Below are 13,018 nucleotides of genomic sequence, written 5' to 3'. Positions count from 1 at the left end.
ATTAAGAATTTATTACAGAAAGCAAGGGATCAGATTTTGTATAGAGCAGCTATTCCAAACTTATTTACGCTCGGAAATTTATATAGCGGATTTTTATCAATCGGCTATGCATCTTTAGGATATTATAAATCAGCTGCTATTTTAGTACTTATCGGGATGATGTTAGATAGTCTTGATGGTCGTGTTGCTCGTTTATTACGTGTTGATTCACAAATGGGAAAAGAGCTCGACTCGCTTGCAGATGTCGTAACATTTGGTGCAGCACCAGCTGTTTTAATGTATTACACATCTTTCTCAAACTACGGAATCATCGGATTATACATAGCGGGATTATTCCCTCTTTTCGGAGCATATCGTTTAGCACGATTTAATGTAACACCATCTTCTACTTCAATGAAATATTTCACTGGAGTACCGATTACAGCAGCGGGAGGGCTTGTTGCTTTCTTAACATTATTTTCACATACCATTCCAAAAATCGTTCTTATTACCGTATTTGTAACGTTCGCATTTTTAATGGTGAGCCGCATTCGTATCCCAAGTTTAAAAGATGTACCAATTCCACGATATAGCATCATTATTACACTATTTTTAGTTGGAATCATTATTACAATGTATCAAACAGGATTTGGAAATTTTTCTGTTTTCTTATTCATTGCCATTCCACTATATATTTTGTACATGTTATCTCAATTCATTAGACAAAGACCGTCTAAAAAAGCCAATAAAGAAAAATAAGAAAACCTTCCGAGTCCGGAAGGTTTCTTTTTATTTTGTAACTAATACCTTTTGATTTACAGGTGTTACTGGCTCTTCGCCGTTTAATACAGCTAAAATATTTCTGACAGCCATTTCAGCCATCGCATCACGAGTTTCAAATGTTGCATTCCCTACGTGTGGAGCAAGTACTACATTCTTTAATTCTTTTAGCTCTTCTGTAATTTTCGGTTCAAATTCAAACACGTCAAGAGCTGCTCCTTCAATTTCATTCGTTTTTAATGCATGAGCAAGTGCTGCTTCATTCATAATTGGTCCACGTGAAGCATTTACAATATACGCTGTTTTCTTCATCATTTTAAACTGCTCTTCATCAATCATATGATGTAATTTCGGATTATAAGCACAGTTAATTGTAATAAAGTCTGCTGTTTGTAATAATTCTTCCAACGTCACATACGTTGCTCCCAGTTCACTTTCAGCTTCAAGCTTACGATTTGGCCCTGTATATAAAACATCCATTCCAAATGCTTTCGCACGTTTTGCAACAGCCTTCCCGATTTCTCCAAGACCTATAATTCCGATTGTCTTACCATGGACTTCTCGTCCTAAGAAAAATAACGGTGCCCATCCGTTAAATCCAGTCGTACGACATAACGTATCCCCTTCAGGAATTCTACGCGCCGCTGCTAAAAGAAGTGCAAATGTTAATTCTGCAGTCGCTTCCGTTGATACTTTCGGTGTATTCGTAACTGCAATTCCTTTTTCGCCCGCATACGTGTAATCAATATTGTCGTAACCAGCACCATAGTTTGCAACAATCTTTAAATGAGGCGCTGCATCAATAACTTCTTTTGGCACCTTTGTCGAAAGTAAACTTAACAATGCATCTTTATCTTTTACACGCTCTGTTAATTCATCTATAGAAATTAACTCCTCTTTATTGTACATTTCTACATTATGATCTTTTAATAGTTCTAATCCAATTTCCGGAATTTTTCCCGCTACTAATATTTTTGCCACTACTAACACCTCTTCTATAGAAAATAAGACATCTCTTATATTTCATTGTAAGAAATCCACATATAAAAACCAAGGAATTTGATTATAGTTTTGAAAATCGACACTTTTCCATGAAAAAAGAGGAGATGCAACTCTCCCCTCTTCTTACGCTTTTTCCTGCGATTCTTTTCCAAGCTTCACATCAATAGTTCCTTCTGCAACCGTATCGCTAATTTGCTCCTCAATAACCGATTGAGATGCAGCATTCGTTTCAGAAGTATAAGCTTGTTGCTGTGCACCTTGTACATTTTGTTTGTTTTGTTGTTTCGCCATTTCTTACCCTCCTTTTCATTCTTTCTTATTTTGAACAAAAAGGACAGTTTTCATCAAAAAATTGCGTTTCATTTTGAATTTGTTACTTCTTCTTCAAGCGACCTCATTACTCTTGCTCGCTTCGTAAATGTTGCAACCTGAGTAACACCGTGAGCTCGTAATGTTTGTATATTTTCTTGTACATAATTCCCTAAATCATTTGGGTAATGGGCATCCGAAGAAATCGTAATTGGAACACCATACTTAGCTAATACTTGTAAATATAGTGGACTTGGGCACATTTCACGAACAGGATAACGATAGTATAATCCTGCATTTATTTCTGTTGCCGTATTCGTTTCTACTAATGCACAGGCAATTTCCTCATAATAAGAAAGCTGTTCATTCTCATCCAATCGATAATTAAATACCTTTATATTATCAAGATGAGCGATAATATCAAATAACTCGGTACGAATCGCACTCTCAACTGTTTTAAAAAACATATCATATAATGCGCGTAGGTCATGCACCTCAAAATATTCTTTCGTATCTGGATTATCAAATCCCCAGCCATTTAGAAAATGAACGGAACCAATTACATAATCAAAGTCTCCTAGCGCTAATAATTCTTTTAACTCTCCTTCACAACCAATAAAATAATCCGCTTCAATTCCAAGTTTAAGTGTGACACCTCTTTTCCCCCATCGTTCTTTCGCCTCTTCAATTGCCTTTGTAAAATCATACAGTGAAACTACCCTTACTTGATCTAACCATTCTTTCTGTATACGACCGAGCTTAGAATCACTAATATCTACATATTTTTCATAATATCCTTTTGCTTCATGAAAACGATATAGATGATCAACAATTCCCACTTCTTTTATTCCTTTTCGCACAGCTTCTTCTAAATATAGATCTATCCATTCTGTTGTAAATGGCCCTTCCTTCACACGCTTTTGCAAACGCTCTTGTGTTTTCATAAGCCAATCAATAGAATGTCTTTCTTGAAGCGGTTCATAACATTCCAACGCTTCATTTATTTTAGCAAGCCATCCTATTGAATACGGTCCTTCTTCTAAGTGAAGATGATAATCTACTTTCATATACATTCCCCCTTATAATGTATCTATTTCCCTTCTATCCCCAACTCTCGAAAGCTTTCCATTTCGTTCTTTCACCTCTCGCATCACATCTTCCAATGCAATATTTTTTTCAGCTAATAAAACGAAACAGTGATAAAATACATCAACCATTTCTTTCACTACTTCTTCTTTATCATTATTTTTACATGCGATAATTACTTCAGCACACTCTTCACCAATCTTCTTTAAAATTTTATCTTCTCCTTTTGAAAATAAATAATTTGTATACGATTCAGGAAGTGGGCTTCCCTTTCGTTCTTCAATTGTTTTATACAGCAACTTAAAGGCATTTTCCATATGTATCCCCCTATATAATTTGATAGTAAAAACATGTCTTCTCTCCCGTATGACAAGCAGGTCCTACTTGTTTCACATTCACAACAATTGAATCTTGATCACAATCTAAATATAAAGATTGCACATATTGAACATTCCCTGATGTTTCCCCCTTATTCCATAACGACTGCCTCGAACGAGAATAAAACCATGTTCTTTTCGTCTCTAACGTTTTTTTATATGCTTCTTCATTCATATAAGCTAGCATTAAAACGTCTTTCGTACCTTCTTCGATGACAATTGCCGGTATTAATCCTTTTGAAAAATTAGGTTTCATAACCGCACCTCAATATTTGCATCTCTTAATTTTCGCTTTACACTCTGCACTGTCGCCTCACCATAATGAAAGATGGATGCCGCTAACGCTGCATCAACCGTTGTCTTTTGAAAAACTTCTATAATATGATCCGTATGACCACAGCCTCCTGATGCGATGACTGGAATAGAAACACTTTTTGAAATTTCTTCTATTAAACGAAGGTCATATCCGCTTTTCGTTCCATCTGCATCCATACTCGTTAACAAAATTTCACCTGCCCCAAGTTTAACAACACGCTTCGCCCATTCTATGGCATCCATTCCTGTGTCAACTCTTCCACCGTTGACATATACGTTCCATTTATCTTCTGCTACTTTTCTAGCATCAATTGCCACGACAATACATTGTGATCCAAAGTGTTCTGCCCCTTCTTCTATTAACTTCGGGTTTCGCACTGCCGCTGAGTTTAGTGAAACTTTGTCTGCCCCAACTCTTAGTAAATTGTACATATCTTTCACACTTGATATCCCCCCGCCAACCGTAAGAGGAATAAATACTTTTGCTGCTGTTTTTTCTACAACATCTATAATCGTTTTTCTTCCTTCATGAGTCGCCGTAATATCTAAAAATACGATTTCATCTGCCCCTGCCTCGTTATATGCTTCAGCTATTTCAACCGGATCACCGACATCTTGTAATCCTATAAAATTTACACCCTTTACGACTCGCCCTTCTTTCACATCTAGACATGGAATAATTCGTTTCGCTAACATAACTTCGTTACCTGTAATACTTCTTCTAAATCAATCGTTTTCTCGTAAAGCGCCTTTCCAATTATGACACCATATATATTCATATCATTTAACTTTTTCACATCTTGAATAGATGCCACTCCTCCAGAGGCGATGAGACGAATGCCCACACTTTTTTGAAGTATCGCTAATTGTTCAAAATTTGGACCTGCAAGCGTCCCGTCTTTCGAAATGTCTGTAAACACAATCGTTTGAACACCTAAACTTTCCATTTGTTTCGCTAAACTAACGTAAGAAATTTCAGATAGATCAAGCCAACCTCTCGTTGCTACGAAACCATTTTTCGCATCAATTCCAACAATGATTTTCTCTTTATATAGACGAACTGCTTCCTCTAAAAATGACTTATCATAAAGAGCTGCTGTTCCTAAAATCACTTTTTCTACACCTGCTGACAATAACTTCTCCACCGTTACAAGTGAACGAATTCCTCCTCCCACTTGCACAGGAATACGTACCGCCTTGCAGATTTTTTCAATGACGGGCAAATTTAAAGACTCGCCAGCAATTGCACCGTCTAAATCAACAATGTGTAGTATTTCCGCTCCAAGCTTTTCAAATATGATCGCCTGCGCTACTGGATCTTCATTCATCACCGTTTCTTTACTAAACTCTCCTTGATAAAGTCTAACGCATCGTCCTTCTTTTAAATCGATAGCTGGGAAGATTTCCATGCTTCTACCACCCCTTGAAAATTTTTTAATATTTGCATGCCAATTTCGCCACTTTTTTCTGGATGAAACTGTGCACCAAATACATTTCCTTTCGCGACAAACCCTGGTACTTGCATTCCATAATCACTTACTCCGCATACAATTTCATCTGGACAATCCGCGTAATATGAGTGAACATAATACACGAAAGAACCATCCACTAATCCATTCCAAAGCGGAAATTCTCTTTCCTTCCTTAATTCATTCCATCCCATATGAGGAATTTTATACGAAACTTTTAACTTACGAATTTCCCCTGGTAGTAAACCTAACCCGCTACAATCTTTTAGTTCCTCACTTCGTTCAAATAAAAGCTGCATGCCCAAACATATACCGAGGAGTGGTTTTCCTATATCACAAACCTCTTTTAGTACACACACTAAATCTCTTTCTTCTAATACGTCCATCGCTTTCGGAAATGCACCTACTCCCGGTAAAATCACGCCATCGCTTCTCAATATCTCTTTTTTATCACTCGTTACAATGTACTCTGCGCCAATATATTTTAATGCTTGCTCTACACTGCGAATATTCCCCATTCCATAATCTATAATGGCAATCAATTACAACATTCCTTTCGTTGAATTTACACCAGTAATGTTGGCATTTTTTTCGACCGCTTCTCTAAGCGCTCTACCAAAAGCTTTAAATAATGCTTCAATTTTGTGATGTGTATTACTTCCGTATAGAACGCGCGCATGTAATGTAATATTGGCAGCATGTGCAACTGCTCTAAAAAATTCTTCCGTCAATTCTGTATCAAAATCCCCGAGCTTCGGATTTGTTAATTCCCCTTGAAATACACAATATGAGCGTCCACTTATATCAATTGCGACAAATCCTAAAGATTCATCCATCGGTACATACGCAGAACCGTAACGATTAATTCCCTCTTTGTTTTGCAATGCTTCTTTCAAGCAATTTCCGAGTACAATTCCAACATCTTCAACGGTGTGATGTGCATCGACAAATACATCACCTTCTGCTTCAACCTGCAATCCAAACCTTCCATGTCTAGCAAATAAAGTAAGCATATGATCGAAAAAACCAACCCCTGTTTGAATAGATACATTTGTACTTTCATCAAGCTGCAAATTTAATTTAATTTTTGTTTCTGTCGTCTCACGTGCTTGACTGGACTGACGCATTATTTTTCCTCCTCAAACCTTATTTGGATTGCTCTCGCATGCGCATGTAACCCTTCTTTATTTGCAAGCTCTACAATATGATGCTGTACATTTTTTAATGCTTCCTCCGTATAAGAAATAAAACTTGATTTTTTCACGAAATCATCGACTGATAACGGAGAAAAAAATCTTGCCGTTCCGCTCGTTGGTAATACATGATTCGGTCCCGCTAAATAATCCCCGAGCGGTTCAGGTGAATATGGCCCAAGGAAAATAGAGCCTGCATGTTTCACATAATCTAGAGCATTCATTGGTTCTTTTATATGTAACTCTAAATGTTCTGGAGCAATTTCATTTGATAACTTTAGCGCCTCCTCTAAAGAAGGAACGATAAAGATGGCTCCATTTCTATTTATTGATTCACGTGCAATTTCACTTCTTGGTAACGTTTCTAACTGTCTTTCTACCTCTTTTTCTACTTCTTTAGCTAGTTCCATATTCGTTGTAATACAAATCGCCGTTGCTCTCTCATCATGCTCTGCTTGCGATAATAAATCCGCTGCGATATATTTTGCATTACCTGTTTCATCCGCGACAACTACAATTTCTGATGGACCAGCAATCATATCGATATTTACTATTCCGTATACTTCTCGTTTCGCTAGAGCGACGTACAAATTTCCCGGTCCAACTATTTTATCCACTTTCGGAATCGATTCCGTCCCGTATGCTAAAGCAGCAATTGCTTGTGCGCCACCTATCGTATAAATTTCATCTACTCCCGCAAGATCTGCAGCAGCTAATATATGTGGATCAATTCCTCCTTTCCTCGGCGGTGTTACCATTACAATCTTTTTCACACCTGCGAGTTTCGCCGGCAATACATTCATTAATACTGAAGAAGGATATGAGGCTGTCCCACCCGGTACATATACACCTACATTTTCTAACGGCCGAATGAGTTGCCCTCTAATTATCCCTTTACTTTCACAATCGAATATTGAGTGCTTCTTTTGCTTTTCGTGATACGAAACAACGTTTTTCTTCGCCTCTTTTAAAGCTTCTAAAAATGAATTCTCTACAAACATACTCGCTTGCTGTATTTCTTCTTCACTTACACGAAAATTTTTCATCTCTACACCATCAAACTTTTTTGTATAGAAAGATAAAGCCTCATCTTTCCCTTCCCTTACATGTCTAATGATTTCTCTTACACTTCTTTGAACAGTTTCTTCTATTATATTAGCGTTTTCTCTTAGCACTTTTATTTTAGATAATGCCTCCTTAAATTCTTCATAAATGATTTCCATTTTAAATCCTCCTATTTCCCTGATAAGATTTCTTGCTCCATCATATTTATAATACTGAATATTTCGTCTTTTTTAGTTTTTAAGGCTGCCTTATTTACAATCATCCGAGCCGATATAAAGTACATTTCCTCAAATACAATGAGTCCATTCTCTTGTAATGTTTTTCCTGTTTCAACAATATCTACAATCGCATCTGCCAATCCAAGAAGAGGAGCGATTTCTACAGAACCTTCTATCTTAATAATTTCTACATCCTCTCCCTTATCATGAAAATAAGTAGAAGTAATATGGGGGTATTTCGTAGCGATTCTTTTCTTCCGGTAACTCTTCGGATTATACGTAGGAATAGAAGCAACACAAAACTTACAAATCCCCACTCCTAAATCCAGCATTTCATAAATATCTTTCTCGTTTTCCATTAAAATATCTTTTCCAACGATGCCAATATCAGCTACCCCATGTTCTACATAAGTAGCAACATCAACCGCTTTTACTAAAATAAATGAAACATTTGTATTTTTACTTTGAAATACAAGCTTCCGACCTTTATTTTTGAGCTCGGAACAATCAATTCCAATCTGCTCAAAAAGTGGAATGACATGTTTTTCTAATCTTCCTTTCGTTAACGCAATTTGAATGTTACGCATGAAGCCTCTCCTTCTTTCTGGACTACCCATTTCTCATTCCATACATATTCCACTAAGTATTCATTCTTTGCCTCAACGACCGTTCCTATTTTATTTTTTCTTGCAAATTGAAAGGTATCGCTTAAATTAGAGAATAGAGATAACCAAGCATTTTTCCCATCCTTTCGAAGTAAATTTCGTAACCTTTCTGCTTCCGCTAATCTATTTAACTCATAATGAATCACAATATCAATTTGATTTCGTTCATATGGTTCTTGCTGCTCTTGCAGCGCCTTCACAATTTGATTTACTTGTACCGCGAGTCCAACAGCTGGCAGCATTTCTCCAAAATTCCCAATTAGCTCATCGTATCTTCCGCCACTAACGATTTCTTCTCCAATTTCATATATATATCCTTTGAAAATAACACCCGTATAGTAATCTAAGTGTTGAATCATGCCCAAATCAATTGATATGTAAGAACCATATCCTAACGTTTCAATTGTTTCATAAATTTCTTTTACTCTTGCAATTGCCATTTTCATTTCATTACTTGAAGCAAGCTTTTCTGCTTCCTCAATAACTTCTAAATTTCCAAATAGCCTTGGCAATTTCTCAAGTAATCTTACTGTCTCATCGCATCGATCTAATTTCTTTTCTCCGATAAAATTTGAGAGGGCTGCATAATTTTTACTTTCTATATACGTTCTAAGTACCCTTTCTTCTTCATCCTGGATGGAGAGTTTTTTTACAATACATTTATATAACTGTACTTGCCCAATCTCAATTGTAAAAGATTGCACCTTCAACTTTTGAAGTGCTTGAATGACACTTATTACACATTCAATTTCAGCTCTTACATTATCAATCCCGATAACTTCAATACCACTTTGTACGATTTCATTATATTTTCCAGAATGGGATTCATTCGCTCGAAATACATTCCCGCTATACGTCACTTTAAGTGGTGTATCCCATCTCTGTGTTCCAATAACTCTCGCTAAAGGAATTGTCATATCTGGACGTAAAACGATAATCCTTCCCTTTTCATCAAAAAATTTATACATCTTCTCTTCATCTATCGGTCTATTTTGAAATGCAAAAACATCATAAAATTCAATTGTAGGTGTTCTTATTTCCTCATAACCTCTCTCTAAAAAAGTAAGCCTTAATTTTTGTTCTACTTCTTCAATTAACGTACATTCTTCGAATAAATAATCTCTCGTTCCATTCGGGTTTGCTCGTTTCCATTTTGTCATCTAAATTTTCACACCTTTCCCCTTCTAATGTATGCCTATTTCATTCCCCTAAGCCGAAAATAAAAAGAGCCTTGTAGACAAAATACCTACAAGGCTCTTCAGTAGAGTGTAGGTACAACGGGAATAACCCTTGTACCTACACGTTTTCACGCTAGGTTCAAGGGTTTCATGTATGATGATGTAGTTGTGTAAGCATTGTAATAGATTGCACGATATTCATAATACTTACTCCCTTTCTCCTCTGATTTTCACATAGTATATAACAGTTAATTTTGAATGTAAATACATTTTTAATATTCCGTCATTTTTTAATGTAAAGCCACTTTTCTTTCATACTCTTTTATTTCTTGTTCATATTGCATTGTAATACTAATTTCATCTAAACCATTTAATAACTTCTCTTTCCACATTTTCTCGATCGTAAAATGGAATCTATGCGTATTCGTTGTCATTATTTCATTTTCTAAATCAACTGTAATTTGTTCCCTCGCATCTGTTTTAGCAAGTTGTTCACGCATATCTTTATCCATTACAATCGGTAACATGCCATTCTTCATACAATTCATATAAAAGATATCGGCAAATCCTCCAGCGATAATAACGCGGAAACCATAATCAGCAAGTGCCCATGGAGCATGTTCTCTTGACGAGCCACATCCAAAATTATCACCTGTGATTAATATGCTGGCTCCTTTTCTTTCTTGTGCATTAAGCGGGAAATTAGGGTTTTCTTGGCGATTATTATCATATCGCCACTCATCAAATAAAAACTTCCCAAACCCAGTTCTTTCAATTCTCTTTAAATATTGCTTCGGAATAATTTGATCTGTATCAATGTTATCATTCATCAGTACTGCGGCAGTACCTTTATGAATACGAAATGGCTCCATCATAACTCTCCTTTCTAATATCAACAAAATGACCATATAACGCAGCCGCTGCCGCCATTGCCGGGCTAACTAAATGCGTTCGTGCTCCCTTTCCTTGTCTTCCTTCAAAATTGCGATTGGACGTAGAGGCACAATGATCTCCTTCAGGCACTTGATCTGGATTCATACCTAGACACATTGAGCATCCGGGCTCTCTCCATTCAAATCCAGCTTCTTCAAATATGCGATGTAATCCTTTATGCATCGCTGCTTCTCTTACCCTTTGAGATCCAGGTACAACAAGTGCTCGCACACCTTCTTTTACTTTTTTACCTTTCACGACAGATGCAGCAATTTCTAAGTCAGAAAGCCTGGAATTTGTACAAGATCCAATGAAAACATGTTGAACTGGAATGTCATACGTACTTTGTCCGGGACTCAATCCCATATAAGAAAACGCTCTTTCGTCATTTGCATCATGCTTTTCTGGCAATTTCTCATCAATCCGAACACTCATACTAGGATTTGTTCCCCACGTAACGTACGGCGCTAAATCTGTAACATCTACTAGAATATGTAAATCATAAATTGCATCTAAATCTGTATAAAGTTCTGACCATTTTTCCTTAATAGATTCATAGTCTTTCGGCGCATATTTACGCCCTTTTACGTAAGCAACCGTTTTTTCATCTGGTGCAATAATGCCAGCCTTTGCTCCCCCTTCAATTGCCATATTGCAAAGCGTCATCCTCTCTTCCATATCCATAGCATGAATGGCCTCTCCGTAAAATTCCATTACGTAACCTGTTCCAACTGCTACTCCGTACTTTGAAAGAAGGTGTAAAATAATATCTTTCGCATAGACACCTTGCGGTAACTTTCCTTTTAACTCAATGCCCATCGCTTTCGGCTTTCGTTGCCATAACGTTTGCGTTGCCAATACATGTTCCACTTCACTCGTACCAATACCAAACGCTAGTGCGCCAAAAGCACCGTGTGTTGCTGTATGACTATCACCACAAACAATCGTTTTTCCTGGCTGTGTGAGTCCAAGTTCTGGTCCTATTACATGAACGATCCCTTGCTCTTCATCTCCGATATCCGCTAATGGCACCTGAAATTGTTTACAGTTTTGCCGAAGTGTATCTAGTTGCTGCTTCGCAATGCGGTCGGTAATATTCCAAACATCTTTCGTTGGAATATTATGATCCATCGTTGCAAATGTTAAATCTGGTCTGCGGACTGTTCGATTTGTAAGCCGCAAGCCTTCAAAGGCTTGCGGTGACGTTACTTCATGAACAAGATGTAGATCGATATATAATAAATCCAATCCATTTTCATTAGTCGCAACTACATGTCTTTCCCAAAGCTTATCTAGTAACCTTTTTCCCATTATCTTCCTCTCCCTACTAACGCTTGCTCTTCCATTTCTTGAATAACTGCCTTTGTAAATGAAGTTGTCGTTTCAGTCCCCCCGATATCTGCTGTACATTTCCCTGATTTAAGGACTGCAGAAACTGCTTCTTCAATTGCATCTCCTTCTCTCGTTAATCCGAACGATTGCCCAAGCATCATTGCAACAGAACGCATCATCGCAATTGGATTCGCCTTATTTTTCCCCGCAATATCCGGTGCTGATCCGTGAATAGGCTCATATAATGAAGGTCCCTTTTCAGCGTGACTTGCTGATGGAAGCATTCCTAATGATCCAGCTAATACTGAAGCCTCATCACTTAAAATATCACCAAATAAATTTTCCGTTACAATAACGTCAAATCTTCCTGGATTCCGAATTAATTCCATAGCTGCTGCATCTACTAAAATGTGTTCTACTTCCACATTTGGGTAGCGAAGTGCTACTTCTTCTGTCACAGTTCTCCATAATTTACTAGACTCTAAAACATTCGCTTTATCAATAGATGTTACTTTTTTCTTCCGCTTATTTGCTAATTGAAAAGCATACGAAACGATACGTTCAATTTCATGGCGATGATACGTAAGTGTATCTGTCGCCACTTCTTCCGTTCGCTCTTTCGGATAAGAAAAATAAATTCCGCCTGTTAATTCACGAACGACAACGAAATCAATTTCATCAGCGTTTTTTAATGGTGATAAATGTGCAGTTGCACTTTCTACCGTTACAGGGCGAACATTCGCAAATACACCGAGTCCTTTTCTTAATGCTAATAATCCTTTCTCAGGCCTTTCTTTCGCACTATCCCACCTTGGTCCACCTACTGCTCCAAGTAAAACCGCATCACTCGCTAAACAGGCGGCAAGTGTTCGCTGTGGTAATGGTTGCCCAGTTAAATCGATAGCAATACCACCAAAGTACTCATCTTGCAAATGAAAATGATGTCCATATAGCCTTTCTACCATATGCAATACTTCCTTCGCACTCTCCATTACTTCTGGACCGACACCATCACCAGCTAAACAAACGATACGTTTTTCCATTTTTAACACTCCTTTTAACCGAATTTTCAGAACTTTAATTTGATAGGTGAGGAAAGCTTCTCTCACCTATCAAT

The 13,018-nt window shown here is 37.3% G+C and carries 16 protein-coding genes; 1 reads left to right on the top strand and 15 read right to left on the bottom strand.

The window, feature by feature from the left end; genetic code table 11:
- Positions 1–36: 36 nt before the first annotated feature.
- Positions 37–738, top strand: a complete 702-nt coding sequence (gene pssA / locus DN401_RS12145; RefSeq protein ID WP_000285417.1) for a CDP-diacylglycerol--serine O-phosphatidyltransferase — start codon at positions 37–39, stop codon at positions 736–738.
- Positions 739–768: 30 nt separating this feature from the next.
- Here pssA and DN401_RS12140 read toward each other — a convergent pair whose 3' ends face one another.
- The 15 genes from DN401_RS12140 to leuB all read right to left on the bottom strand — a co-directional run bounded on the left by DN401_RS12140 (position 769) and on the right by leuB (position 12,944).
- The gene (locus tag DN401_RS12140) at positions 769–1,740 is read right to left on the bottom strand and encodes an NAD(P)-dependent oxidoreductase (protein ID WP_001062858.1); all 972 of its coding nucleotides are present in this window, start codon (positions 1,738–1,740) and stop codon (positions 769–771) included.
- 144 nt (positions 1,741–1,884) lie between these two features.
- Positions 1,885–2,052 carry a YozQ family protein gene (locus DN401_RS12135; RefSeq protein WP_001118878.1) on the bottom strand — a complete coding sequence of 56 codons (168 nt, stop codon included), beginning with the start codon at positions 2,050–2,052 and terminating at the stop codon, positions 1,885–1,887.
- Between the two features lie 68 nt (positions 2,053–2,120).
- A complete protein-coding gene (locus DN401_RS12130) occupies positions 2,121–3,137 on the bottom strand; it encodes a histidinol phosphate phosphatase domain-containing protein (protein WP_000861836.1) in 1,017 nt (338 codons plus the stop codon).
- A gap of 12 nt (positions 3,138–3,149) precedes the next feature.
- The gene (hisE, locus tag DN401_RS12125; RefSeq protein ID WP_000426358.1) at positions 3,150–3,473 is read right to left on the bottom strand and encodes a phosphoribosyl-ATP diphosphatase; all 324 of its coding nucleotides are present in this window, start codon (positions 3,471–3,473) and stop codon (positions 3,150–3,152) included.
- A gap of 10 nt (positions 3,474–3,483) precedes the next feature.
- Positions 3,484–3,789, bottom strand: a complete 306-nt coding sequence (gene hisI / locus DN401_RS12120; protein ID WP_000803957.1) for a phosphoribosyl-AMP cyclohydrolase — start codon at positions 3,787–3,789, stop codon at positions 3,484–3,486.
- Positions 3,786–4,544 (bottom strand): imidazole glycerol phosphate synthase subunit HisF, encoded by a 759-nt coding sequence (gene hisF, locus DN401_RS12115; protein WP_098212758.1) that lies wholly within the window; start codon positions 4,542–4,544, stop codon positions 3,786–3,788. Before hisF ends, hisI begins: the two co-directional genes overlap by 4 nt.
- Positions 4,538–5,257 carry a 1-(5-phosphoribosyl)-5-[(5-phosphoribosylamino)methylideneamino]imidazole-4-carboxamide isomerase gene (gene hisA / locus DN401_RS12110; RefSeq protein WP_000402298.1) on the bottom strand — a complete coding sequence of 240 codons (720 nt, stop codon included), beginning with the start codon at positions 5,255–5,257 and terminating at the stop codon, positions 4,538–4,540. Before hisA ends, hisF begins: the two co-directional genes overlap by 7 nt.
- Positions 5,230–5,859 (bottom strand): imidazole glycerol phosphate synthase subunit HisH, encoded by a 630-nt coding sequence (gene hisH / locus DN401_RS12105; RefSeq protein WP_000560360.1) that lies wholly within the window; start codon positions 5,857–5,859, stop codon positions 5,230–5,232. Before hisH ends, hisA begins: the two co-directional genes overlap by 28 nt.
- Complete coding sequence (gene hisB, locus DN401_RS12100) at positions 5,860–6,444, bottom strand: imidazoleglycerol-phosphate dehydratase HisB (protein ID WP_001249949.1); 585 nt, start codon at positions 6,442–6,444, stop codon at positions 5,860–5,862. It abuts the gene before it with no gap.
- The gene (gene hisD, locus DN401_RS12095; protein WP_000402933.1) at positions 6,444–7,733 is read right to left on the bottom strand and encodes a histidinol dehydrogenase; all 1,290 of its coding nucleotides are present in this window, start codon (positions 7,731–7,733) and stop codon (positions 6,444–6,446) included. The genes hisB and hisD overlap by 1 nt, the downstream gene beginning before the upstream one ends.
- Positions 7,734–7,744: 11 nt before the next feature.
- Entirely contained in the window at positions 7,745–8,380 is a 636-nt protein-coding gene (hisG, locus tag DN401_RS12090) for an ATP phosphoribosyltransferase (protein ID WP_001244493.1), read from the bottom strand.
- Positions 8,356–9,618, bottom strand: coding sequence for an ATP phosphoribosyltransferase regulatory subunit (locus DN401_RS12085; protein ID WP_100655214.1), 1,263 nt, complete (start codon positions 9,616–9,618; stop codon positions 8,356–8,358). Before DN401_RS12085 ends, hisG begins: the two co-directional genes overlap by 25 nt.
- 308 nt (positions 9,619–9,926) lie before the next feature.
- Positions 9,927–10,508, bottom strand: coding sequence for a 3-isopropylmalate dehydratase small subunit (leuD, locus tag DN401_RS12080; protein WP_000433189.1), 582 nt, complete (start codon positions 10,506–10,508; stop codon positions 9,927–9,929).
- Positions 10,486–11,880 (bottom strand): 3-isopropylmalate dehydratase large subunit, encoded by a 1,395-nt coding sequence (gene leuC, locus DN401_RS12075; RefSeq protein WP_100655213.1) that lies wholly within the window; start codon positions 11,878–11,880, stop codon positions 10,486–10,488. Before leuC ends, leuD begins: the two co-directional genes overlap by 23 nt.
- Positions 11,880–12,944, bottom strand: a complete 1,065-nt coding sequence (gene leuB / locus DN401_RS12070; protein ID WP_000415363.1) for a 3-isopropylmalate dehydrogenase — start codon at positions 12,942–12,944, stop codon at positions 11,880–11,882. Before leuB ends, leuC begins: the two co-directional genes overlap by 1 nt.
- Positions 12,945–13,018 lie beyond the last annotated feature (74 nt).

The sequence above is a fragment of the Bacillus sp. BF2-3 genome (assembly GCF_008368795.1).
Classification (GTDB): domain Bacteria; phylum Bacillota; class Bacilli; order Bacillales; family Bacillaceae_G; genus Bacillus_A; species Bacillus_A cereus.
Note: the sequence above shows the minus strand (reverse complement) of the source record. Positions and strands in the feature narration are given on the sequence as shown.